Here is a 23,774-nt window from a genome sequence, read left to right on the forward strand (position 1 = left end):
TCAGGGCCTGTCGAAGCGCACGACCCGCGACTGGCTGCCATCCTTATAGGTGAGTTGAACCGACAGGAACGGCACGCCCTTCGGCAGCGTAACCCACAGCTTGTTCCAGTCGCGCGGAATGGCGTGCGGATCGCTCGGATTGCACTTCGGCATCGCGAAGGTTTTCGAGACCTCATCCGTGCCGAGACCGTAGCGCACTTCCGAGATCGCGCAGCGATAGCTGATCAGGTGGGTGAAATAGGCCCGCTTCTTGTCCGGATAGGCGATCCAGGCCGATGACAGGCGCTCCAGAATGTCCTTCTGCCCGGCAACCAGCGCCATGTCCGGATCGAAGACGACGTCATAAGGCCCGCGCTCCTCATCCCGGATATCGCGATACTTCACCTTGATGGTCATCTTCTCCGCATTGCCCGGCAACTCGAACATCGGATAGGCGAGCGGCTGGCCGGTCTGCGGATCGACATAGCCCTGCATGAAACCGGTCGAGCGGAACTCCTCACCCGGTTTCGCGACGAAGATTTCCTTGGCGCGATCGGCGATCGAAAGATTGACCATCCAGCCCTGATTGCTGCGCGTCGGCTTGATCGTGACCGGACTTTCCAGCGCCGCCTGATTGAGGAACGACAGCGCGGCGAGCCGGGTCTTGGCGTCCTCAAGCATCTCGGCGGCCATTTGCTGGTCGATGAAATAGCCGAGGAAGTTGCCGCCCTCGACCTCCTTCATGAAGGCGGTGAGCAGGCGCAGCTCTTCCTTCTTGTCGGTCATCGACTGCTGGCCGAGGCGGGCGGCGGAATAGTCGCGGCTGAGCTCGTAGAGCGCCGGCGAGAAATCCGGATGCGCTTTGAGGAAACCGGTCAGCGCCGCGACACGCTCCTCTCGCTCGGCAAGCAGGATTTCGGCGAATTGCAGCGTCGCATCGCGGCTGCCCTGGGTGATGCCGTTGTAGACCTGGCGCGCGCCGGCGCGGCCTTCCTGCACGGTCAGGAAATTCTGGAACCGGTAATGCGGATCGACCTGCGGCATGCCGAAGGCGAAGTACTTCATGTAGTCCTGCCGGGCCTTCGGATAGTCGCCCTGGATCTCGCGCAACCGCGCATTCGAGTAGAACTCGTGCGGCCGCTTCGGCGTCTCGACGATGGTCGCGCGGCTGGCGAGCTGGGCGAACAGCTTTTCGACCTCGCTGTGGCCCGCCGTGCCGCCCGCCCCCGGCAGCGCCGAAATGCGCGCTTCGGCGAGCGCGGCAAAGGCACCCTGCGGGAACACTTCGAGATAGGTCTGGATCTGCTCGGCCGAACCGCTGTCCTTGACGTCGTTCCACAGCTGCAGTTCGAGCTGCACCTTCGAGGCGTCACCCGACGCGGCTTCGGCAGCGGCAATTGCGGCCGGCGAATCCGCCGGCAGGAACACAACATCGTCGGTCAGCGAGGAATGGTCCCACGGCACCTGCTCGCCGCTGGTCGCCTCGACGACCGCGCGGCGCACATTCTTGAACGCCGCCTCGATGGTGATGCCCGGGCGCAGGATTTGCTGGGCGATTGCCGCGCTATACGGGCTGTTGAGCCCCTTGCCGTCGGTCGCCGTGCTGCCGGGAGCCGTGGCAAAGGAAATGAAGCTGCCGCGCGGCGTCGCCCGCATCAGCGCAAGACCCTGCGCCTGTGTGGAAATGCTGCGGCTGAGCGCGGTGTTGCGGCAGGCGTCGAGCACCACGACGTTGACGCCCTTGTGCGCGCCTTCCAGCTTGCCGAGCACCCAGTCGACCGAAAGCGCCTCGAACTCGGCATCAACCTCGTCCTGAAGCTGTGCGCCGAGCGGCGCGAGATAGTTGACCCCGCCCGCCTGAAAGCCATGGCCGGAATAGTAGAACAGCCCGGTGCTGCCCGGCCCCGCCGCCGAGAGTTTCTTGCCGAAGCTTTGCACCGAGCGCTTCATGGTGCGCAGATCGGCGTTGAGCACCAGATCGACCTCGAAGCCCGCCTTTTTCAGAGATTCGGCGATCAACGCCGCATCATTGGCCGGGTTTTTCAGCGGGCCGAGCATCTCGCCTTCGTAATCGGCATTGCCGACCACCAGCGCGAAGCGATCCTCCGCATGCGCGACCGCCGCGGCGGACAACGCGAAAAACACGACGAATAGGCGCAGTACGCCGGCAAGCCTGGCGGGCATGGCTGAAATTCCCCTTCTCGGTCGTCCCCGCTGCAATTCGACCCGAAAGCTGCCGGAGCGTCAACGGACATTTGACCGATAGACGAGCTTCAGAATGCACGAGCGGACGAAGGAACCGCTGCCTCAACACGCTAGGCTGGTCATTTTATCGCACCGCGGTACGCCCGGTTGATAATTTAGGATTTGTTAACTAACGTTTTTCGTGCAGTAGGAAATTATGCATCCTGCTCTTTGTGTTTTGCGTAGCGTAGAGTTTTCCAATGACGATTGTCCGCGCCTCCACCAGCTCGACCAATACCGAAGGCAACAATCATTCGGACCTCATCTCAATATCGGGAAATGGCAGGTACGTAGTTTTCACGTCGGAGGCGACCAATTTGATCGCAGGCGACACCAACAACAATGTTGATATATTCCTTAAAGATTTAGCGACAGGTGAACTAAAAAGAGTATCGGTCGACGAAAACGGCGAACAACTCAGATACAGTTCCACAAATCCGTTCATTTCGGTCGACGGACGATACGTGCTCTACGAAACCACCACATCGATAGTCACCGAAGACGTTAACAAAAATTCTGATATATATTTATACGACACCCAAACTGAAAATGTAGAACTAATTTCCAAAGATAACAACGGAATAGTTTCAAACGGCCACTCATATGATGCGTCAATTTCCAATGATGGAAAATACATTCTTTATACTTCCAGCGGAACAAATATTATCGACAATGATATCAACGAAAATAGTGATGCATTCATTTACAATAGAGAAACGCGAGAAGTTGAACGAATTCCCGTTCCACAAGACATTATCGCGGTGGGCCACGCCGTCCTTCAGGCTTCACTTTCGGGCGATGGAACGGTAATTGTCTTCCGATCTCTGCTCGACAATATCGACCCAAAAGACACAGATACAAATGCACTAGAAGATATATTTGTATACGATCGAAAAATTGGTGAATTCGAAAGAATATCAGTACGATCCGACCACGAAGACGCTAATGGGAAATCATACACGCCGTCGATTTCGCACGATGGAAACATCATTGTTTTTGAGTCTGAAGCGACAAATCTTGTCGACGGAATTACAGAATCCAACCAGATATATGTCTACGATCGGACTACCGACTCTGTCGAATGCGTCTCCCTTTCCGCTGACGGAGAACCTGCCAACCAACGTGCCACGAATGCTTCAATTTCAGCAGATGGACGCTACGTAACTTTTGAGTCGAATGCCTCCAATCTCGTTGATGACGACACCAACGGAAGCACGGACGTTTTTCGCTACGACCGAAACACAAACATAATCATTCGAATTACCGTCGACGAAAACGGCGATCAGATCACAAACTACACTCCTGGCACCGACGCAGTCATTTCCGCCGACGGGAGTACGGTCGCGTTTGAAAGCTCTGCGCCAATACTTGCCGACGACACAAACCATAGAACCGATATCTACGTCGTCGGCACGCTTGATTTCGACACTGCACCAACAATTGGCAATCTCGATGGCGACCGCCTGAACTACGTTTCAGGTTCGGGACCTGCCCTTCTCGATCAGGGATCGGATGCGACTGTGACTGACGATGCCACCGATTTTTCCGGCGGGCAGTTGTCCATATCGATTTCAGCAGGCGCCGACTCCACAGAAGACCGGCTTGCCATAGAAGACAGCGGCACGGGCGCCGGTGAGATCGGCACCGGCGGCGGCAACTTTACGGCAGGAAGCACCGGGACCGTCACCTACGCCGGTATAGCAATCGGCACATATACCGTCGGCAATAGTAGCCCCGACTTGACTGTTGACCTGAACGGCAACGCAACCCAGGAAGCCGTTGCAGCACTCATCGCGGCAATCACCTATGAGAACACGGACACCACCGATCCGACGACGGGTGAGCGCACCGTCCGCGTGGTCCTGACGGACACCGATGGGCGCACCAGCGCCGACAGTGATGTCACCGTAGACGTTCAAAAAGCCAACACAGCGCCTGTCGTTGACAATGGCATCAGCAATCAGACGACGACCGCGGGAGAGGCGTTCACTCTCACCGTGCCAACAAATGCATTCCGCGACGACGACGTCGGAGACACCCTCTCCTATTCCGCCACCCTCGAGTCCGGAGATGCGCTGCCGTCATGGCTAACCTTCAACGGCACAACATTCTCAGGGGCGCCGACTTCCACGGATGCTGGGTCCTATACGATTGCCGTCACCGCCGATGACGCCAACGGTGGACTGGTCACGACGACATTCACACTCACCGTCGAAACGGCCGGTGGTGGAGATGACACCGTGACAGGTGGCGGTGGCGGAGACGACACCGTGACCGGCGGAAATGGAGATGACACCGTATCCGGCGGAGATGGTGACGACACCGTTTCCGGAGGCGACGGAGACGACACTGTTACCGGAGGCGGGGGTGACGATACCGTCGATGGAGGTGACGGGGACGACGCAGTGTCAGGAGGCGATGGAAACGATTCAGTCGGTGGAGGCGGCGGCGATGACTCTGTTGCTGGCGGAGATGGAGACGACACCCTCGGCGGCGGAGATGGGGACGACACTGTCGCAGGGGACGACGGAGATGACGCCGTCACAAGCGGAGCCGGAGACGACACTGTCACTGGGGGCGATGGCGATGACACTCTCGCGGGAGACGATGGTGACGATTCCGTCGCAGGTGGAAGCGGCGATGACTCCGTTGGTGGTGGCGACGGAGACGATACCGTCACTGGCGACGGAGGAAACGACACCATTGATGGCGGTAACGGTGACGACACGCTATCGGGTAACGACGGATCGGACACGATTTCAGGAGGGAATGGGAACGATGTCGTCAGAGGGGGCGAATGTTCCGACTTCATCGTTGGCGGCCGCGGCAACGATTTGTTGTTCGGAAACCGTGGAGACGATCAAATCTTCGGTCAAAGCGGTCGCGATACCATCAATGGAGGAGCTGGAAACGACACGATAGCCGGCCAAAACGGCGACGACGTCATTCGCGCAGGCATCGGCGATGATTCCATTTCATCGGGAGACGGCGATGATCGGAGTTTTGGTGAAGGTGGAAACGACCGAATTTTCGGGAATAAAGGCAATGACTTGCTGAACGGAGGAAGTGGGCGCGACTTTTTGAATGGTGGCGACGGCAACGACTCGCTCTTGGGTGGCGATGATCGAGACAGGCTTCTCGGTGGAGACGGAAATGACAATATCCACGGCGGCTTCGGAGATGATGTCATCTTCGGCCAGCGCGGCGACGACTCCCTTGGGGGAAACGTCGGCGACGACAAGATAGATGGTGGGATGGGTAGCGACACCCTGTCTGGCGGCGTCGGCAGAGACACGTTGATCGGCGGAGCCGGCAACGATTTCCTTTCCGGGGGCATCGGACACGACGTAATCCGGGGTGGCATTGGCCACGACACCGCTCTCTATGCCGGAAGCGTCGAACGGTACCAAATCACAAAAGTCCGAGGAGGCATCAAGGTGACCGACAAGGAAGGCGATCTTGGTACTGACATCGTTACGAACGTCGAAAGCATTTCTTTTTCTAAAAGCGGAGTTTTCGATATCGACGAATTTCTTACATGATGAAAACATATTTATATTAAAATTTCACGACCCGAAAGCTGCCGGAGCGTCAACGGACATTTGACCGATACGGTAAAACCTGTCGCAACGCGCCCAAACGGAACCCGGCGCGGCGGTTTTCAATTGCGCGCGCTCCCCTTCCGGCCTCCTATGTGCTGACGACGACAACCAGAACCGCGAGGACGCCGGCCATGATCGAGGAAGCCCGCCAGAGAACCGAGCGGCTGCAGACGCTGATGGCGCAGCACGGCGTCGAGGTCGCGCTCTTCACCGACGAGAGCTCGATCGCCTATCTCGCCGGGTTCTGGGGCTACCTCGGAATCGAATTCGGCCGCCCGACCATGCTGGTGATCCGTCCCGACGAGGAGCCGACGGTCATCACCCCGCTGATGGAATCGGAGATGGTCTCGGAAATGACCTGGGTCTCCGACATCCGGGTCTGGGAGGATATGGGCCAGCGTAGCTGGGCTCGCGTGCTCGGCGAGACGCTCGGTGATCGCGTGGAGAGACTCTGGGTCGAAAAAGCCACCCTGCCCGCCATCCTGCGCAATTTCCTCGACGAGACCTTTCCGGCAACGGCGCTCGCCGACATCTCCCCGCTGCTCGGCGGCATGCGGATGATCAAATCGCCGCTTGAGATCTCGGTGATGAAGCAGGCCGGTCAGATCGCCGGCGCGATGATGCGTGCCGCCCATGAGTCGCTGGCTGAAGGAGCGCGCGAATACGAGTCGGCGCTGGCCGTGATCGACGCCGGCACCCGCGCCGCCGCCGGCTTCCTGACCGACCGCGGATGGGAGCGCTTCGTTTCGCCGATGATCCACAATCTGCAGATCATGCAAAGCGGCCGCGACACTGCCATGGTTCATCGACGCGCCAATGTCCGCGCGCTGGAACGCGGCGATCCCGTCTATTTCTGCTTCTGCAACATGGCCCAGTTCAAGCAGTACAAGCTCGGCTTCGACCGCATGTTCCACATCGCGGAAATCTCCGAGGAAGCCGCCCGCGTTCAGCAGGCCGCCATCGACGCCCAGCAAGCGGCCATCGCCGCCATCCGCCCCGGCGTGCTCGCCGAGGATATCGCCGCCGCCGCCAACGACGTCTATCGCGAGCGCGGCTACACGACCGGTTACCGGACGGGACGCTCGATCGGCGTCGCCTATCTCGAAGCGCCTGAACTCAAGGCCGGCGACAAGACCATGCTGCAGCCCGGCATGACGTTTGCCGTCGACGGCGGCATCTCGATCGACGGCGCGCTCGGCGGCCGCATCGGAGATTCCGTCGTCGTCACCGAAACGGGTTGCGAGTTCCTCACCGACTATCCGCGCGAGCTGCTGATCACACCGCATTGAGCATCGCGCCTCCACAGTCCGCGCGCGCTTCTTCGATTGTCGACCGCGACAAGTCGTGCTCTAGTCTGCGGATCGGGCGCTTGTGCTCCGAACAAGAACTGCCGGCGGCGCCAAACGATCCGCCGGCCGCCTTTCCGGGATCGACAGCGATCCTCATCAACCGGAAAGAGTCCTAGGGAGATATGCGATGAAGAGATTTGCTGCGGCTTGCACCCTTTCCCTGATGGTGGCCGCCGGCTTTGCCATGCCGGCCTCCGCCTTCGAACCGACCAACAGCGAGTGCATCGCCCCGGCCGGTGCCGGCGGCGGTTGGGACTTCACCTGCCGCCAGGTCGGCAAGGCCCTCTACGATCTGAAGATCGTCGGCAACCCGGTGCAGGTGACCAATCTGTCGGGCGGCGGCGGCGGCGTTGCCTTCGCCGAAGTGGTCGGCAAGCGCAATGACGACAACGACCTGATCGTCGCCGCGTCCTCCGCGACCACGACCCGTCTCGCCCAGGGTGCCTATCCCGGCGCCAATATGAGCCAGGTCCGCTGGGTCGGCTCGATCGGCGCCGACTACGGCGTCATCGCGGTCGCCAAGGACTCGCCGATGAATTCGCTCACCGATCTGATGGACGCCATCAAGGCGGACGGGTCCAAGGTCGCCGTCGCCGGTGGCTCGGCGGTCGGTGGCTGGGATCACCTGAAGGTCCTGATCGCCACCAAGGCGTCCGGTATCGATGACGCCCGCGCGGTCAAATACGTCGCCTTCGAAGGCGGCGGCGAAGCCGTGACGCAGTTGCTCGGCGGCCACGTTCAGGCTTTCTCCGGCGACATTTCCGAGGCCAAGGGCTTCGTCGACTCGGGCGACATCAAGGTGCTTGCCGTGCTCGCCGAAGACCGGCTGCCGGGCGAGTTCGGCGCCTTCCCGACGGCCAAGGAACAGGGCATCGACGCCATCGGCGCCAACTGGCGCGGTTTCTACGCCCCGGGCGGCATGTCCGACGAGGCTTTCGGTTTCTGGTCGACCGCCATCAAGACGGTCTACGATTCCGACGAATGGAAGAAGGTCATGGCTGACAACGGCCTGATGCCGCTCGATCTTCAGGGTGACGCCTTCACCGCCTTCGTCAAGGGACAGATCGAGGCGACCGAAGCGCTCAGCCGCGAAATCGGTATCCTCCAGTAAACAGCAGGATTCGGCCGGGCGTGTCGCGCCCGGCCGAATTCCGGTTCACACGCCCGGACGAACCTGCGCCCGGCGCGTGGCGCCACTTCCGCGGAGGTCTCACGATGAGCGACCGGATTCTCGGCGTTGTCTGCATCGTACTGGCGGCGTTGTACGTCTACTTCGCCTCGAAGACGCAGATCAGCTTTCTTTCCGATCCCGTCGGACCGAAATTCTTCCCGTACCTGATCGGCGGCGTATTGGCGCTCTCGGGTCTCTACCCGATCATCCGACCCGACAAAAAACCCGACTGGCCGCCACTCGGCGGGATTCTCGAGATCGTCTTCGCCGTGGCGGTGATGATCGCCTACACCTACGCCTTGCCGGAAGTCGGCTTCGTCATCTCGACAGCCGTCGCCGCAGGACTTCTGAGCTGGCGGCTCGGCGCCGGACTGTTTGCCGCAATCATCGCCGGCATCGGCATCGCGGTCAGCATTTTCGTCATCTTCCGTCTCATCCTCGGCCTCAGCCTTGCCGTCGGACCGTGGGGATTCTGACATGGACACCCTCAGCTACCTGGCCGACGGCTTCGCCATCGCCCTCACCTGGCAGAATATCGGGCTCGCCCTGCTCGGCTGCTTCCTTGGCACCATCATGGGCGCTCTGCCCGGTCTCGGCCCATCGAACGGCGTCGCGATCCTGATCCCGCTTGCCTTTACGCTCGGCCTGCCGGCGACGCCCGCCCTGATCCTGCTGACCTCGGTCTACTACGGCGCCATGTATGGCGGCCGCATCTCGTCGATCCTGTTGAACATCCCCGGCGACGAACCGGCGCTGATGACCACGCTCGACGGCTACCCGATGGCGCGCGCCGGCAAGGCAGGCGAAGCGCTCGCCCTGTCCGGCATCGCCTCCTTCGTCGGCGCCTTCTTCGCCACCTGGGGGCTGGTCCTGCTCGCGCCGCAGCTGGTCAAGGTCGCGCTGCTGTTCGGTCCGGCGGAGTATTTCGCCCTCTTCACGCTGGCCTTTGCCACGCTCGGCGGCATCGCCTCCAAGAACCAGGCGAAAGCTGCCATTGCAGCCGCCATCGGGCTCGGCATCGCCATGATCGGCGTCGACCACCAGACCGGCGTGCCGCGCCTGACCTTTAACGAGATCCACCTTTACGACGGCATCGACTTCCTCGTCGCGATCGTCGGCCTGTTCGCATTGTCGGAAGTGTTCCTGTTCCTCGAACACAAGGGCAATGGCGACTTCGACGCCAGCAAAGCAAAGCTCGGCCGCATCACGGCGCCCTGGTCGATGATCCGGCATTCGCTCGGCTCGATGGCGCGCGGAACCGGCCTCGGCTTTATCGCCGGCGTGTTGCCGGGCGCCGGCGCGTCGCTCGGCTCGTTCATCGCCTATACGTTCGAAAAGCGACTGAAGAACAAGAACAACACCTTCGGAAACGGCGATCCGCGTGGCGTCGCCGCCCCCGAGGCTGGCAACAACGCGGCCTCCGGCGGCGCGCTCGTGCCCATGCTGGCGCTCGGCGTGCCCGGATCGGGCACCACCGCCGTGCTACTCGCCATGCTGATGGCGCTGAACATCACCCCCGGCCCGCTACTCTTCACCCAGAAGCCCGACGTGGTATGGGGCCTGATCGCCGCGCTCTTCATCGGCAATCTGATGCTGCTCGCAATGAACGTGCCGATGGTCGGCCTGTTCGTCCGCGTCCTGCAGGTCCCGTCAAAATACCTCATGCCCGCCGTCGCCATGATCTCCTTCGTCGGCATCTACGGCATTTCCGGTTCGACCTTCGATCTTCTCGTCATGATCGCGTTCGGCGTGCTCGGCTATGTGCTGCGCAAGCTCGACGTGCCGCTGGTGCCGATCATCCTCGGCGTCCTGCTCGGCAACGAGATGGAGAAAAACCTGCGCCGCGCGCTGACCATCTCCGACGGCGACTGGTCGATACTTTGGGGGTCGTGGCTTGCAATCGGTATCTGGGTATTCGCCATCGCCGGCTTTCTCGCCCCGCTGGTCGTCGGCCGCTTCTTCCGCGTCAAGACGATCAACGACCGTGCCGAGGAACGCGCCGACACTGACTGACGCCGATCCGCCACAGCACAGAAAACCCGGCGCATCGCAGGACGCGCCGGGCTCACAAGCTTTCTGGACGGCGATACCGGACTAGTTGCGGTTGTCGAACCTGATTCCGGCCTGCACTTCGCGGATGGCATCGCGCACCAGCCGCATGGCGCGCACCCGGTGTCCGCCCTTGTCGGCGGTGGCAAGCTGCAGGTGCGCTTCCGCATCTTTCAGCTTCTCAAGCGCCTTGCGCATCTGCGGCTGCCGCTCCGCGTAGGAGGCCGACGCGCCGAGCGCCAAAGCCGTCGCGGCCGCCGCGACAACCAGTACGAATTTCCGCTTTCCGTTGTTCATGTTCATGCTCCCTGCTTTCCGTTGGTCCGGGGGCGCACCCCTGATGAAAACCTCGACAATTCAAGAAATTGGCAGAGAAGCCGGACGCCGTCCACTAGGATTATTTGCCACATTCCGCAACGAAATCGACCTTTCGGGTGGCGGCTTCATAGTCTAGGCTTTGCCATCGCCGGACCAGAGGGGGGAGCACGGCAAACCATGAGCATTATTCAGACTTGGGCGCGAGCCCGGGACATTTTCAATGTCAAAACGGTCTCTCTGGCGATCCTTGCCGCGCTCGCGACCGGCAGCGCCGCAAGCGCCTTGGAGCCGGTGAAATTCGACCGCGCCCGCGCCTATCTGATCTGGGAAGACACCGGCAATCTGTCGAAGAACATCGCCCGCAAGAAGGAGCAGATCATCGCCAATGGCGAGGAAGGCTCATCGACCCAGGTGCTGATCGACCTCGTCGTCTCAGGCGAAAAGAACACCGTCTATCCGAACCCGCCGATGCTGATCGTCTATGTCACCAACCCTTACGAGGAACACGGGCCAATGATGGTCGACAAGGGATGGTCGATTTCCTATGTCGGCCTGAAGGGCGAGTCGGTGCGCTCGATCATCGTCGACCACGACTGCAATCCCTTCGTGCTTCATGCCCGCGTCGATAACGGCGAGACGATCGGCAAGGAATACGAAAAGACGTTCAATCTGACCTGCGGGGATTGAGGCACGACGATCCGCTGGCGAGCCGATCGCAGTTATCAGTATCTAGGAAATCTGGCGCCGGAGAGGTGCCGTACCCATATACGGCAAACTCGAACGCGAAGCATTCGCAAGCTCGAACGAGCGCCGGCCGAAAAGGCCGCCCCATCGGAGCGATGAGCATAGCGAATTCGCGTGAGATAGGTGAATGGCACCCCCAAGGGGACTCGAACCCCTGTTTCTGCCGTGAGAGGGCAGCGTCCTAGACCGCTAGACGATGGGGGCGCAAAGGCTTGGCTGGCAAGCAGCAGCGCCGGAAGGCGGATATAACGCCGATGGCGCTTCGGCGCAAGAACTCTCCGCGCCTTTGTGCGAAAAACCCGCTCTCGGATCGCACCGGGCGCGCGGAAAACCCTTAGCGCTGTCCGATCAGATCGACCTGACGCTGAACGCTGCCGGAATTGACGTCGACGACGAGAACACGCAGGCCCTTTTCGGTGCGCAGCGTGATCGCCATGCGGCTACCGTCGAGGCTGGTGCCGACGATGTCGCCGGTCAGTGGATCCTCGATGAGCGCCTCGATATTTGCCCGCGTCGCCCAGTCGGGCTCACCATCGTCCTTGACCACCCGGTAGATGATAGCCGACAACACAGCCGTCAGGCCGAGCCCCATGATCAGGCTCGAGACCAGCAACAGCCCCTTGAGCTTCGCCTGCAAACGTTCCGCGGCGGGATCGAGCGGCTTTTCTTCTTCGTCTTCGAAATTGGGATTGGACATGACGGACGAGCCTCGCCGGGACGCGGAAAGCGCAATAGACGTTACGGTTGATGCCGATGCCGCCGGCATGCGGCTCGATGCGTTTCTGGCCGCCAATGCGCCCGGTTTCAGCCGCAGCCGCACCAAGGCGCTGATCAAGGACGGCCATGCCTCGATCGGCGGCGCGACGATAGTGGAGCCCAACCACCGGGTCAATGCGGGTGACACCGTGCGCCTCGTCCAGCCCGAACCGGAGGACGCCACGCCGCGCGGCGAGGCGATCCCGCTCGACGTCGCCTTTGAGGATGACGACCTTATCGTCGTCGACAAGCCGGCCGGCATGGTGGTGCACCCGGCCGCCGGCAACTGGACGGGAACGCTGGTCAACGCGCTGATCGCCCATTGCGGCGACAGCCTGTCCGGCATCGGCGGCGTGCGCCGCCCCGGCATCGTCCACCGCCTCGACAAGGATACGAGTGGCCTTCTGGTGATTGCCAAGAACGACATCGCCCATCGCGGCCTTGCCGAACAATTCGCCGACCACGGCCGCGAGGGGCCGCTGCAGCGGCTCTATCTGGCGCTTGTCTGGGGCAGCCCGCGCAGCGCCAAAGGCACGGTCGACGCCCCGCTGGACCGCTCCATCAACAACCGCATGAAGCGCACCGTGGTGACCTCGGGCGGCAAGCACGCCGTCACCCACTGGCGCGTCATCGAACGCTTCACCCTTGATGGCGAGAGTGATCCGGTCGCCTCGCTCGTCGAATGCCGGCTCGAGACCGGCCGCACCCACCAGATCCGCGTCCACATGGCCCATATCGGCCACCCGCTGGTAGGCGACATCGATTATGCCGCGGGCTTCGCCACCAAGGCCCGCAAACTGCCCGACACGGCGCGAAATGCCGTCGAGGCACTTGGCCGGCAGGCGCTGCACGCCGCCATTCTCGGCTTTCGCCACCCGGTTTCCGGCGAAATTTTGCGCTTCGAGAGCCCGCTTCCGGCCGACTTTTCCGCGATTCTCGACGCTTTTCACGAAAGCGTCAGCTAGTTTCGGCCTGTTTTCGCCAAAATCATCCCTATATTGGCAATGGCGGTGGCCGCAAACGGCACCGCGGAAGGATTGCCGCCGAAGCGGGATCCAGAAAAAGAAGGGGATTGATATATGGCTCGGACTTCCCTTCCGGCGATTGCCGCCGGCGAGAATGGTTTGCAGCGCTACCTGACCGAAATCCGTCGCTTTCCCATGCTTGAGCCGCAAGAAGAATACATGCTGGCCAAGCGCTACCTCGAACATGATGACAGCAGCGCCGCCCACAAGCTGGTGACCTCGCATCTGCGTCTGGTCGCCAAGATTGCGATGGGCTATCGCGGCTACGGCCTGCCGATCGGCGAAGTCATTTCCGAGGGCAACGTCGGCCTGATGCAGGCGGTCAAGCGCTTCGATCCCGAACGCGGCTTCCGTCTCGCCACCTATGCGATGTGGTGGATCAAGGCCGCGATCCAGGAATACATCCTGCGCTCGTGGAGCCTCGTGAAGATGGGCACCACAGCCAATCAGAAGCGCCTGTTCTTCAACCTGCGAAAGGTCAAGGGCCAGATCCAGGCGCTCGACGAGGGCGACCTCAAGCCCGATCAGGTCTCGGAAATCGCCACTCGCCTCGGCGTCAGCGAGGAAGAGGTCATCTCGATGAACCGCCGCCTCGGTGGCGACGCCTCGCTCAACGCCCCGATCCGCCAGGAATCGGAAGGCGGCGAATGGCAGGACTGGCTCGTCGACGAAAGCGAAAGCCAGGAGAAGATCCTCGCCGATCAGGAAGAACTCGACATCCGCCGCACCATGCTGCGTGAGGCGATGGACGTGCTCAACGATCGCGAACGCCGCATCTTCGAGGCCCGCCGCCTGTCGGAGGACCCGCTGACGCTGGAAACCCTGTCCGAAGAGTTCGGGGTCAGCCGCGAGCGTGTCCGCCAGATCGATGTCCGCGCCTTCGAGAAGGTGCAGAAGAACATGCAGGCGCAGGCCGCCGCCATGAACAAGCGCGCCGTCGAGGCCCGCCCGTCGGCCTGACCGGGCGGCGCCCCGCCGCCCTGCCTGCCCCTCTTCTCGGATCACTCCCGGGTCATTGTTGCTTGCGTCATCCTCCGGCTTGACCGGAGGATCGGCCAGCGATGAGCACAGCCCTGGTGATCTGGCGCCGTAGACATGGCGGTTCCCCAAAGTGCTCTCACTCGGACGCTGTGCACATTGAGAGCGATCCTCCGGTCAAGCCGGAGGATGACGGGGAGTGAATGGTGCAACGCCACTCCCCACAAAAAAGGCCGGCTCTTCAGCCGGCCTTTTCGTTTGTCGTGCGGTAGCCTTATTTCGGCATCACCGAATAGGACGACACCGGCAGCGCTTCCGGGATCAGCCCGGCATCCTTCATGAAGGTCGCAAAGCGCGCATAGCGGGCGGCATCGAACGCCGCCGGGCTCTTCGAGAAACGCGGCAGCGTATCGGTGAAGGCCTGACGGTTGAGCTCGTCGTCGAGGTCCGGATGCGCCGCGATAAAGAGCTTCCAGGCCTCTTCCGGATGATTGGTAAGGAAGATCGTCGCCCGCTCCACAGCCGACAGGAACGCGGCAAGCTTCGGATCGTCGAGCCGGTCCTCACGGGCGATGAAGATCAGCTCGTCATAGGGCGGCACGCCATGCTCCTCGAGGAAGAAGGCCTTGCCCTCGTGCCCCTCGATCCTGAGCTGGGTGATCTCGAAATTGCGGAACGCGCCGATTACCGCGTCGACATTGCCGGAGATCAGCGACGGCGACAGCGAGAAATTGATGTTGACCCGCTCCACGTCGTCGAGCGTCAGCCCTTCGGTCTTCAACACGGCGGCAAGCAGCGCATCCTCAAAGCCGGCGACCGAAAAGCCCACCTTGCGGCCCTTCAGATCGGCGATCGACTTGACCGGCCCATCGGCCAGCAAAACGAGCGAGTTGAGCGGCGTCGCGACGATGGTGCCGAAGCGCTTCAAGGGAAGACCTTCGGCGACCTGCTGATAAAGGTTTGGCTGGTAGGAGATGGCCACATCGCCCTCACCGGCAGCCACGAGGCGCGGCGGCGCGCTCGGATCGGCCGGCGGCACCAGCGTCACATCGAGACCGGCATCGTCGAAATAGCCGGCCTGCTTGGCGATCACCAAAGGCGCGTGATCGGGATTGACGAACCAGTCGAGCAGCACCGTAAGTGGCTCGCCGGCCCGCGCCGGCAGCGTCGCGAACAGCGCCATCATCAGCGCGGCGAGAAGAGAAAGCGGTCGAGCCATCAGGCAACCTTTCTGTTGGGAGGAAATTGCGGAAGTCATCGGTTTTCCGGCATCCAGGGAACGAGGCGCCGTGTCGCCGCCTCAACAGCGAAACGCACGGCCAGCGCCATCACGACGAGAAGAAAAAGCGCGGCAAAAACGATGTCGGTCTGCATGCGCGCATTCGCCTGCACCATGACGAAGCCGAGCCCCTTCGACGCGCCGACCCATTCACCGACGACGGCGCCGATCGGCGCCACGGCCGCGGCAAGCCGCAGACCCGACACGAGAGAAGGCAGCGCCGCCGGCACACGGATGAGCCGCAGCGTCTGGCCCGGCGTCGCGCCCGACAGATGCGCCAGATCGATCAGCCCGGCATCGGTGCGGTTGAGCCCGTCATGGAAGGCCGAGACGACCGGGAAATAAATGATCAGCGTCGCCATCGCGATCTTCGAGGCAAGCCCGTAGCCGAGCCAGATCACCAGCAGCGGCGCAATGGCAAAGACCGGCAGCGCCTGACTGGCGATCACCAGCGGCATGACCAGACGACCGGCGCGCGGCAGCCGGTTCATGGCAAGCGCGGTGATGACGCCGAGCACGGCGCCAAGCCCTAGTCCGAGCAGGATTTCGATAAGCGTGATGCCGGCATGGCCGAGCAGATAGCCCGCGCGGCCGACGAGCACGGAGAACACCCGCTGCGGCCCCGGCAGCAGATAGGCCGGCGGCGAGAAAAGCGTCGTCAGCAGCGCCCAAACGCCGACCAGAACGGCGATGCCGAGAATGATCCGCGCCGTCGTCGCGGCGGCTGGAGCGAACTTACCCATCGCGCCCCTCCGCACACGAAACCGCCCGGCCACGCGCGCCAGCAGCGGTTTTCAGATCGGCAAGGCAGAACGACATGACGGATCCCCGGCACGAGCGGCAAACTGACAATGCGATCCGGGGAATGGTTCGGTTCTGAGCGAACGGTTCCGTCCCTTCGCCGGCATGACCCGGATCAGGTTCGAAGGGATCGAGACTGTGTCCTTAGCGGACCGGTCCCATCTCAGCTCTCGCAAAGAGCGCCCCTCGGAACGAGCCCGAACCATGCGCGAAGGATGAGGGCTTGGCAAGCCCCGCGGTCACGATCCGGCGAAATTCAACGGATAACCGCGAAACGGCTTGATCTCCTTCAACACGAAGGTGGTCTCCATTTCCTTGATACGCGGCAACCGGCGCACCACCGTCATGGCGAAGTCGGCATATGTGTCGAGATCGGGCGAAACCACCTGCAACAGAAAGTCCGTATCGCCGGCAATGCTGTAACAGGCGACGACCTCGTCAAGCTCGGCGACCTTGCGGGAGAACTCCTCCGCCTCGCCCTCGCTGTGGCTGTCTATCCGCACGCGGATAAAGGCAAGCACCCCAAGCCCGATTTCGCGCCTTTCGACCTCCGCCCGATAGCCCGTGATGACCCCACTGTCTTCCAGACTGCGCACCCGGCGCCAGCACGGCGAGGTCGACAGGCCCACGGCCTCGGAGAGCCCCTGATTGGTGGCGCGGCCGTCTTCCTGCAGCGCCGTCAGGATTTTGATGTCAACTGGCTCAAGTCTCTGCGAAGGCATGTTTTACCCACTAATTGAATATTGACGGTAAGACCTACCTTTTTCGTCAAAAAATGGGAAGGAAAAGGCAAGGCCTACCCACGACTGGCACTTATCCTCGCCAGCAGAGTCGACCACACCGAGGATGCCATGAAAACGTCGGACATTCGCCTTGCCATCATCGTCAATCCGGACCTGCCAGCCGGCCTGATCGCCAACACCGCTGGCGCGATCGGCATCGGTCTCGGCGCGGCCTTGCCGGCTCTCGCGGCCGACAGGCTCACCGATATGGAAGGCCGCACCATCGAGACAAGTTCGAACCGCCCGGTCCCCATATTGCAGGCGGACGGCGACACCATCCAGGCACTGCTGCTGAAGGCGATCCCGCAGGACGGCATCCGCGCCGTCGTCCCCTTCCCCGCTTTCGCCCGCGCCCTGCACGCCTACGAGGACTACACGGCAACATTCCCCTCGCGCGACCTGGCGCACGAAGCGATCGACGGGCTCGGGCTTGCCGGACCATCGAAATGGGTCCGCTCGCTCACCGGGTCGTTGAAGCTGTTGAGATAGGAAAGAAGAGCGCGTTGCCGATCTTTGCGACGATCAACCGGCGGCCCAGGCCTCGAACGCCTGCTTGAGCATACGGTCGCCGGGAGCGCCCTTTTCCAGCGTCAGGATCGCCCGTTTGCCGTTCTCATAGAGAATAGGAATGTCGATCCAGCCGCGATCCTTGAGCAAGGACTCGTTGCGCTGTTCCTCTTCCGCGTCTTCCGAAAGGGCGATCCAGAACAGATTGTCGAGCACCCGCGCCGAAGCACCGCGCAGGGCGTCGCCCCGCGCTTCCTCGGTGGTCTTCATGATCAGGCCCGGGACATTGCCGATCCCCTTGCCGCGGAAATCGTCCGGCAGGTTGAACTTGACCTCGATCCAGTGACTCGCGGGCATCGCCTTGTCGGCATTCGGCCGCAGCCTGATCTCAACCGATGTCGACTGGGTCGGGATATCCGCCGTCGCCACCAGCACGGTATTGACGCCGGCGCCCGACGTCGAAGGTTCCTCGACCAGCGACCACACCACCTGACCGCGATAAGCCTGGCCGGAGCTGCCCGCCGTCGCACCTTCCTCGTAAAGGATGGCCCGCTGACCGACGAGACCAGCCTCACCACCAGAGGCCCGTTCCGCCACTGGCTCTGCCGCAGGCTGGGCTTCAGCCACGGGCTGTTCTTCCGCCGGCTGTGCTTCCGCCGCAGGTTGTTCTGGGACGGGGGCCTCTTCCGCCGGCGGCTCTTCCGTCGTTTGCTCGCTCGCTGGCGGTTCCGCCGCGGGCGCTGCTGCCGGATCTTCGGCGACCGGATCGCCATCGACCGTCGATTCCGAGGTCGGCCCGACAACCCGCACCGTCGGCACCGCGCGGGCATCCGTCGCCGGACCGCCATCACCCGCACCCGGCAGGCGATCGGTGATCTTGGGCGCCAGCGACTCGTTCGTGTCGGCATCGGCCGGCGGCGTTTCCTCGTTCGAGGACGGCGTCGCCGTCTCCTCGATCGTGCTGTCCGGCCCACTCGGGAAGAAGTCGTCGCGCTGGGCATAGAGCCACGCGGCAACGGCGATCAGAACGAAGGCAACGACACCGACGGCAATCAGCCACATACCGCGCATCGACATCGGCTCACCGCCGACATCGCCGGCAAGCGGCGCGCCATCATCGAAGTCATCGTCCGTGTCGTCATCACCTTCCGGCGCGGCCAACTGGGGCTCCGCCGCAACCTCGGCTTCCTCGTCTTCGACCTGCGCCCGCCGCCCGAAGGTCGGCTCCTTGCGCGCATCATCGTCGACGCTCTCGTCTTCGTCCTTGGTTTCCTGATAGAGCGCGCGGCGCGCCGACCGTGTCGCTTCCGCACTTGCCGCTCCAAGCGTCGAGGCATCGGCCACGGCCTTGCGAAGAAGATTGCGGCCGTTGGCCGGCTTTTCCTCTTCCGCGACAGTCTCCGCCGGCGCCTCGTCCCCGCTGGCGGCTTCAACAGCCGGCGCTTCGTCCCGAGTAACCGCAGGTTCATCCTGCGCGCCCGCCTGCCCGGCCTCGTTCGCGGCCTCAACCGGAGCGTCCGTTGCAGGTGACGTCGTTTTCGCCGCGGCTTCCTCCCCCTGCGCGCTCGCTACAGGCGGAGCTACTTTTTCGGCGGCCGGCTTCTCCGGTTTCACTTCGGCGCGCGGCGACGACAGGCTGCTCGCCGAAAGTCCGAGGCTGGCACGCGCCGCCTCGGCCTCGACCTTGCGGATCGATTCTTCCAGCGTCAGCCGCTGCGCAGTGATTTCCGAAGCACTGAGCGGCGGATTATAGTTCTGCAATTGCGAGACAAGCGCTTTGCGGGCTTTTTCATAGACCGCACGCCGGGCTTCACCGGTGTTCTTCGGCAGCGCCGAAATCGCTTTCTTCAGAATTGCGTAGTAATCCGCCATACCATCACGCTCAGACAGCCCGTTCGACCGTTACTTCTACGGCTTAGTCCTGAAACGGGTCTTGCACAAGAATTGTGTCATCCCGTTCCGGACTCGTCGACAACAAAGCAACCGGTGCACCGATCAGTTCCTCGATGTGGCGGACATATTTCACCGCCTGCGCAGGAAGATCGGCCCAGCTCCGGGCGCCTTCAGTCGATTCTTTCCACCCTTCGAGTGTTTCGTAAATCGGCTCGACGCGCCACTGTGCCGACTGCGCGGCCGGCAGATAGTCGATTTCCTTGCCGTCGAGACGATAACCGACACACACCTTGATTTCCTCGAGCCCGTCGAGAACATCAAGCTTTGTCAAGGCGATACCGTTTATGCCACCGGTCCGGATCGTCTGCCGCACGAGCACGGCATCGAACCAGCCGCAACGCCGCGCACGGCCCGTCACGGTACCGAATTCATGGCCGCGCTCGCCGATATACTGGCCAACTTCGTCCTTCAGCTCGGTCGGGAACGGCCCTTCGCCGACACGCGTCGTATAGGCCTTGGTGATGCCGAGCACGAAGCCGACGGCGCCCGGGCCGATGCCCGAACCGGTCGCGGCCTGACCGGCCACCGTGTTCGACGACGTCACATAGGGATACGTGCCGTGATCGATATCGAGCAGCGCGCCCTGCGCACCCTCGAACAGGATTCGCGCGCCAGAGCGGCGTTTCGCATCGAGCAGCTGCCACACCGAATCCATGAACGGCAGCACCTTGTCGGCGACCGAGGCAAGCTCCTCGTAGATCGTATCGACTTCGACTTCCGGCTCGCCGAGACCACGGCGGATCGCGTTGTGATGCGCCAGCAGGCGGGCGATCTTGTCCTTCAGCGTCGAGAGATTGGCCAGATCCATCAGCCGGATCGCCCGGCGGCCGACCTTGTCTTCGTAAGCCGGGCCGATGCCGCGGCCGGTCGTGCCGATCTTGCCCTTGCCGGCGGCCGCCTCGCGCATCTGGTCGAGATTGCGGTGCACCGACAGGATCAGCGTCACGTTCTCGGCAATGCGCAGATTCTCCGGCGTGATCGTCACGCCCTGCGCACCGATACGGCCGATCTCGTCGATCAGCGCGTGCGGGTCCATCACCACGCCATTGCCGATGACGCCAAGCTTGCCCTGACGCACGACGCCCGACGGCAGCAGGCTGAGCTTGTAGCTCACACCATCGATCACCAGAGTGTGGCCGGCATTATGACCGCCCTGGAAGCGCACCACGACATCGGCGCGTTCGCTCAACCAGTCGACAATCTTGCCCTTGCCCTCGTCGCCCCACTGGGAACCAACGACCACCACATTCGACATTGAAACCTAACTCCTTGCCCCGTTTGCCCGTTCAAGACATCCCCTATTGGATTCAGGACGGGCGCGCGACTATAGCGGGTCGCATCGTCGGTGACGACCCCTCAGAACCGTTCGGCAGCAGCTTCCCACCACAAAGTTGAACCTCCGGCAGGGGTTATCCCGCCGGAGGCTCTAATTCAACGCTTTGAAGCGCTTAACGCAAGCCGCGATCCGACCAGATGATCTTTTCATCGGCCGGCCAGCGGACCTGATAGCCGACGAGGATCTCGCGGCTCTCATTCGCCTCATAGGTATCGGCCCACACCACGATACCGCGCCGGTCGTCCGGGTTGGTCCGCGTCGGCTTGGTCATGTCGGAGCTCGGCTCGATCTTGATCTTCTCGTTTTCCGACTGCGGCAGGCGATCCTCGATCTCGATGTCGATGGGACCCGCATGGCGGTTGACGACGGTGATCTTGAAGCGGCGCTCCTCGATCTTGTCCGAACTCAAGAGGCCGCGTTCGCCTTCCTTGCGCACCAGCACCTTGCGCTCGACAACAACCGCCGGATCGGAACCGAAGCCGAACTCGGCCTCTTCCTTCGGCGCGACCAGACCGATCCGCGCCGTGCCGACGAAAACGCCGTCGCGGAACAGCTGGACATCGCCCGGCAGGATTGCGCCCGTTCCCTCATTGGGGAACCGCACCGACAGATAGGCGGTCGTGTCGCGTTCCGGCACCGCGCGCACCAGCACCTTCGGCGTGATGTCTTCGCTGCCGATCCGCACCTTCTTCTCGGTGCCGTCACCGCCAACCGAGGTGCGTCCCGGCACGACGTAGACGACGTCGAAGCCGCGTGTCTCGATCACGGCGCCGCGCTCGCGCGCCATCACCGGCGCCGGTGCCGGCTCTTCCATCACCGCATCAGCGGCGGCACCGACTTCCATCTGAGGCCGCGCCATCTTGCGCACTGACATCATCTCCGGCCGCGGCATGTCCGGCGCAATGCGCACCAGCAGCGAGGGCAGCGTCGGCGCGGTGGTTCCGCCGCCCGGACGTGCGGTCGACAGCTCAATCTGCGCGTCGTTCCAGTCCTCGCCGCTCCACTGGCGGATCACCGCCCGGCGCACCAGATCGAGCTTCGGATCGGCGCCTTCGAGCGTGAGGCGAGCGTCATAGATCGGCGTCCACGACGCATCGTAGGTTCCGTAGCGCAGCGTCAAATTCGCCGTCGTCTCGGCATCGGCCACAACCGTAATCTGAGCTTCCATGGTCGGGCGATCCGCCGGCCACAGCTTCTCGCGCTCGCGCTCGAGCCGGGCGATTTCCTCCGCCGCGTCCTGATCGCGCTTGCGTGTCTGGCGCAGGGAATCCCGCAAACCGGAGAGTTCGCCACCGACCGACGTCAGAAGGCCCTTCCAGTCGCCATCACCACCCTCGCGCTTGGCGCTGAACAGATCGCGCGGCGCTTCCTTGGCAACCGCCTGCACATAGAGAATCTGATCGTCGAGCGTCGCGATCTTGTCCGCCAGCTCGACCCGTTCGGCCTGCAGTGCCTCGATATCGTCGTCGAGATCGGTCTTGCGGTCGCCCGGCAGCGGATCGACGCGCCGCGTGTCAACCGACACGATCTCGAGCCCCGCACCGGCGCTGCCTTCTACACGCACCGAATTCTGGTCGAGACCGATCGGCAGATCGGGCACCGAAATCACCGATTCGCCTGCCTTCAGCGGAACCGACAACAGCCGCGAAACGGTCGCGCCGTCGGGATAGACCTCGACCGCATCGATGCGCGACGTACCCGTCACCGGCTCAGCTGCAAACGTTGCTCCGTCAGCGGCGAATGACGCCGCCCCCGCGACGGACAGAGCCAAAATCATTGTGCGCACCATGGCAGCAAACTCCCTCTTTCCGCCGGAACGCGTCCGGCAGTTCAACGATCTGGTCACCCCGCACCGCATAGTGCCGGGAAATACGGCAATTATCCGGTATCGCACGGATTTTGCGCTGATTGCTTATCGTCAAGGAACCTGCGACAAGGTCGCATGCTTCTTTTCCTAGCTATTCGGCAATCCGAGTCGGCGGCTTCATGAGCGAAACGAAACCCAAGGCCGGCTTCGCATTCTTCGATCGACCTTACCTGCTCCTCGCCCTGACCGCCCTGTTCTGGGGCGGCAACGCGGTCGCGGGCAAGGCCGCCGTCGGCGCCGTGCCGCCGATGCTGCTGACCGCCATTCGCTGGTTCCTGACCAGCCTCATCCTGTTCGCCTTCGCCAGGCCTTACCTCAAGCGGGACTGGCCGGTTCTGAAGGCCCATTGGCTGCGCCTGTTCCTCACCGGCGCGCTCGGCATGGCGACCTTCAACCTGCTGCTCTACAACGCCCTGCACCATACCTCGGCGATCAATGTCGCGATCGAGCAATCGGGCATGCCGATGATCATCGTGCTGGTCAATTTCCTGCTGTTCAGCGAAGCCGTCAGCCGTGGTGTGGCCATCGGTGTCATCCTGTCGATTGCCGGCGTTATCGTCACCGCCACGCACGGCAATCCGACCACCCTGTTCGACCTCAACCTCAATTATGGCGACGCGCTGATGCTGGCCGCCGTGGCCATATACGCGCTTTATTCCGTCACGCTGCGCCACCGCCCGAAACTGCACTGGATGAGCTTCATGACGGCACTCGCGCTCGCCGCCGTCATCACCGCACTGCCGTTTGCGATCTACGAATACATGCAGGGAATTGTGTTCACGCCGAACACCAAGGGCTTCGTCCTGATGGTCTATGTGACGCTGTTCCCGTCACTGTTGTCGCAAATCTTCTACGTGCGCGGCGTCGAGCTGATCGGCGCCAACCGGGCCGGACTGTTCGTCAATCTGGTTCCGCTGTTCGGATCGGTTCTCGCCGTCATCTTCATCGGCGAGCAGCCCGCGCTCTACCACGCCGTCGGCTACGCCTTGATCCTTGCCGGCGTCTACGTCGCACAGCGTTCCTAGACCCCGCAC

The 23,774-nt window shown here is 62.5% G+C and carries 19 protein-coding genes, 1 tRNA gene and 1 riboswitch; of the genes, 10 read left to right on the forward strand and 10 right to left on the reverse strand.

From position 1 onward, the window contains the following. Nucleotides 1-2,163 carry a hypothetical protein gene (locus C0606_17090; GenBank protein ID PLX35815.1) on the reverse strand — a complete coding sequence of 721 codons (2,163 nt, stop codon included), beginning with the start codon at nucleotides 2,161-2,163 and terminating at the stop codon, nucleotides 1-3. A 260-nt stretch (nucleotides 2,164-2,423) separates the two neighbouring features. Between C0606_17090 and C0606_17095 the strand changes: the two genes are divergently transcribed. From C0606_17095 to C0606_17115, 5 genes are all read left to right on the forward strand, one after another. Beyond that, entirely contained in the window at nucleotides 2,424-5,765 is a 3,342-nt protein-coding gene (locus C0606_17095; protein PLX35816.1) for a hypothetical protein, read from the forward strand. Nucleotides 5,766-5,956: 191 nt separating this feature from the next. Continuing rightward, entirely contained in the window at nucleotides 5,957-7,114 is a 1,158-nt protein-coding gene (locus tag C0606_17100; protein PLX35817.1) for an aminopeptidase P family protein, read from the forward strand. Between the two features lie 187 nt (nucleotides 7,115-7,301). Then, nucleotides 7,302-8,285, forward strand: a complete 984-nt coding sequence (locus tag C0606_17105; GenBank protein ID PLX35818.1) for a C4-dicarboxylate ABC transporter substrate-binding protein — start codon at nucleotides 7,302-7,304, stop codon at nucleotides 8,283-8,285. A 104-nt stretch (nucleotides 8,286-8,389) separates the two neighbouring features. Beyond that, a complete protein-coding gene (locus tag C0606_17110; protein ID PLX36008.1) occupies nucleotides 8,390-8,821 on the forward strand; it encodes a tripartite tricarboxylate transporter TctB family protein in 432 nt (143 codons plus the stop codon). Nucleotide 8,822: 1 nt separating this feature from the next. Continuing rightward, nucleotides 8,823-10,358: a tripartite tricarboxylate transporter TctA gene (locus C0606_17115; protein ID PLX35819.1), complete on the forward strand. Its 1,536-nt coding sequence runs from the start codon at nucleotides 8,823-8,825 to the stop codon at nucleotides 10,356-10,358. An 81-nt stretch (nucleotides 10,359-10,439) separates the two neighbouring features. Here the strand turns inward: C0606_17115 and C0606_17120 are convergent, their stop codons facing one another. Beyond that, entirely contained in the window at nucleotides 10,440-10,691 is a 252-nt protein-coding gene (locus tag C0606_17120; GenBank protein PLX36009.1) for a hypothetical protein, read from the reverse strand. 198 nt (nucleotides 10,692-10,889) lie between these two features. Here C0606_17120 and C0606_17125 point away from each other — a divergent pair, with 198 nt between their 5' ends. Next, nucleotides 10,890-11,399, forward strand: a complete 510-nt coding sequence (locus C0606_17125) for a hypothetical protein (protein ID PLX35820.1) — start codon at nucleotides 10,890-10,892, stop codon at nucleotides 11,397-11,399. Nucleotides 11,400-11,584: 185 nt separating this feature from the next. Here C0606_17125 and C0606_17130 read toward each other — a convergent pair. Further along, nucleotides 11,585-11,660: transfer RNA gene (locus C0606_17130), tRNA-Glu, on the reverse strand. Between the two features lie 130 nt (nucleotides 11,661-11,790). After that, nucleotides 11,791-12,153, reverse strand: coding sequence for a hypothetical protein (locus C0606_17135; protein PLX35821.1), 363 nt, complete (start codon nucleotides 12,151-12,153; stop codon nucleotides 11,791-11,793). Between C0606_17135 and C0606_17140 the strand changes: the two genes are divergently transcribed. Then, entirely contained in the window at nucleotides 12,152-13,177 is a 1,026-nt protein-coding gene (locus C0606_17140) for an RNA pseudouridine synthase (GenBank protein PLX35822.1), read from the forward strand. The two genes, C0606_17135 and C0606_17140, sit on opposite strands and share 2 nt — an antisense overlap. A gap of 114 nt (nucleotides 13,178-13,291) precedes the next feature. Next, on the forward strand, nucleotides 13,292-14,197 hold the full coding sequence (rpoH, locus tag C0606_17145) for an RNA polymerase sigma factor RpoH (GenBank protein ID PLX35823.1): 906 nt from the start codon (nucleotides 13,292-13,294) through the stop codon (nucleotides 14,195-14,197). Between the two features lie 292 nt (nucleotides 14,198-14,489). On the opposite strand, the gene C0606_17150 is transcribed toward rpoH, so the two are convergent. The 3 genes from C0606_17150 to C0606_17160 all read right to left on the reverse strand — a co-directional run bounded on the left by C0606_17150 (nucleotide 14,490) and on the right by C0606_17160 (nucleotide 17,017). After that, a complete protein-coding gene (locus tag C0606_17150; protein ID PLX35824.1) occupies nucleotides 14,490-15,434 on the reverse strand; it encodes an ABC transporter ATP-binding protein in 945 nt (314 codons plus the stop codon). A 35-nt stretch (nucleotides 15,435-15,469) separates the two neighbouring features. Beyond that, entirely contained in the window at nucleotides 15,470-16,237 is a 768-nt protein-coding gene (locus C0606_17155) for an ABC transporter permease (protein PLX35825.1), read from the reverse strand. A 133-nt stretch (nucleotides 16,238-16,370) separates the two neighbouring features. After that, nucleotides 16,371-16,492, reverse strand: a riboswitch (TPP riboswitch). Nucleotides 16,493-16,534: 42 nt separating this feature from the next. After that, nucleotides 16,535-17,017, reverse strand: a complete 483-nt coding sequence (locus tag C0606_17160) for an AsnC family transcriptional regulator (GenBank protein ID PLX35826.1) — start codon at nucleotides 17,015-17,017, stop codon at nucleotides 16,535-16,537. Between the two features lie 129 nt (nucleotides 17,018-17,146). Here C0606_17160 and C0606_17165 point away from each other — a divergent pair, with 129 nt between their 5' ends. Beyond that, nucleotides 17,147-17,566 (forward strand): DUF2000 domain-containing protein, encoded by a 420-nt coding sequence (locus tag C0606_17165; GenBank protein PLX35827.1) that lies wholly within the window; start codon nucleotides 17,147-17,149, stop codon nucleotides 17,564-17,566. A 33-nt stretch (nucleotides 17,567-17,599) separates the two neighbouring features. Here C0606_17165 and C0606_17170 read toward each other — a convergent pair whose 3' ends face one another. From C0606_17170 to C0606_17180, 3 genes are all read right to left on the reverse strand, one after another. Continuing rightward, on the reverse strand, nucleotides 17,600-19,456 hold the full coding sequence (locus C0606_17170; GenBank protein PLX35828.1) for a hypothetical protein: 1,857 nt from the start codon (nucleotides 19,454-19,456) through the stop codon (nucleotides 17,600-17,602). A 43-nt stretch (nucleotides 19,457-19,499) separates the two neighbouring features. Then, entirely contained in the window at nucleotides 19,500-20,792 is a 1,293-nt protein-coding gene (locus tag C0606_17175) for an adenylosuccinate synthase (GenBank protein PLX35829.1), read from the reverse strand. Between the two features lie 193 nt (nucleotides 20,793-20,985). After that, nucleotides 20,986-22,731 carry a hypothetical protein gene (locus C0606_17180; protein ID PLX35830.1) on the reverse strand — a complete coding sequence of 582 codons (1,746 nt, stop codon included), beginning with the start codon at nucleotides 22,729-22,731 and terminating at the stop codon, nucleotides 20,986-20,988. Between the two features lie 128 nt (nucleotides 22,732-22,859). On the opposite strand from C0606_17180, the gene C0606_17185 reads away from it, so the two are divergent. Then, nucleotides 22,860-23,765, forward strand: a complete 906-nt coding sequence (locus tag C0606_17185) for an EamA family transporter (GenBank protein PLX35831.1) — start codon at nucleotides 22,860-22,862, stop codon at nucleotides 23,763-23,765. Nucleotides 23,766-23,774 lie beyond the last annotated feature (9 nt).

The organism is Hyphomicrobiales bacterium, from assembly GCA_002869065.1.
Taxonomy (GTDB): domain Bacteria; phylum Pseudomonadota; class Alphaproteobacteria; order Rhizobiales; family Rhodobiaceae; genus Rhodobium.

Bases quoted from the DNA above. Each gene is read 5' to 3' on its own strand.
- C0606_17090 (PLX35815.1), bottom strand. From the start codon at position 2,163: ATGCCCGCCAGGCTTGCCGGCGTACTGCGCCTATTCGTCGTGTTTTTC.
- C0606_17095 (PLX35816.1), top strand. From the start codon at position 2,424: ATGACGATTGTCCGCGCCTCCACCAGCTCGACCAATACCGAAGGCAAC.
- C0606_17100 (PLX35817.1), top strand. From the start codon at position 5,957: ATGATCGAGGAAGCCCGCCAGAGAACCGAGCGGCTGCAGACGCTGATG.
- C0606_17105 (PLX35818.1), top strand. From the start codon at position 7,302: ATGAAGAGATTTGCTGCGGCTTGCACCCTTTCCCTGATGGTGGCCGCC.
- C0606_17110 (PLX36008.1), top strand. From the start codon at position 8,390: ATGAGCGACCGGATTCTCGGCGTTGTCTGCATCGTACTGGCGGCGTTG.
- C0606_17115 (PLX35819.1), top strand. From the start codon at position 8,823: ATGGACACCCTCAGCTACCTGGCCGACGGCTTCGCCATCGCCCTCACC.
- C0606_17120 (PLX36009.1), bottom strand. From the start codon at position 10,691: ATGAACAACGGAAAGCGGAAATTCGTACTGGTTGTCGCGGCGGCCGCG.
- C0606_17125 (PLX35820.1), top strand. From the start codon at position 10,890: ATGAGCATTATTCAGACTTGGGCGCGAGCCCGGGACATTTTCAATGTC.
- C0606_17140 (PLX35822.1), top strand. From the start codon at position 12,152: ATGACGGACGAGCCTCGCCGGGACGCGGAAAGCGCAATAGACGTTACG.
- C0606_17135 (PLX35821.1), bottom strand. From the start codon at position 12,153: ATGTCCAATCCCAATTTCGAAGACGAAGAAGAAAAGCCGCTCGATCCC.
- rpoH (PLX35823.1), top strand. From the start codon at position 13,292: ATGGCTCGGACTTCCCTTCCGGCGATTGCCGCCGGCGAGAATGGTTTG.
- C0606_17150 (PLX35824.1), bottom strand. From the start codon at position 15,434: ATGGCTCGACCGCTTTCTCTTCTCGCCGCGCTGATGATGGCGCTGTTC.
- C0606_17155 (PLX35825.1), bottom strand. From the start codon at position 16,237: ATGGGTAAGTTCGCTCCAGCCGCCGCGACGACGGCGCGGATCATTCTC.
- C0606_17160 (PLX35826.1), bottom strand. From the start codon at position 17,017: ATGCCTTCGCAGAGACTTGAGCCAGTTGACATCAAAATCCTGACGGCG.
- C0606_17165 (PLX35827.1), top strand. From the start codon at position 17,147: ATGAAAACGTCGGACATTCGCCTTGCCATCATCGTCAATCCGGACCTG.
- C0606_17170 (PLX35828.1), bottom strand. From the start codon at position 19,456: ATGGCGGATTACTACGCAATTCTGAAGAAAGCGATTTCGGCGCTGCCG.
- C0606_17175 (PLX35829.1), bottom strand. From the start codon at position 20,792: ATGTCGAATGTGGTGGTCGTTGGTTCCCAGTGGGGCGACGAGGGCAAG.
- C0606_17180 (PLX35830.1), bottom strand. From the start codon at position 22,731: ATGCGGTGCGGGGTGACCAGATCGTTGAACTGCCGGACGCGTTCCGGC.
- C0606_17185 (PLX35831.1), top strand. From the start codon at position 22,860: ATGAGCGAAACGAAACCCAAGGCCGGCTTCGCATTCTTCGATCGACCT.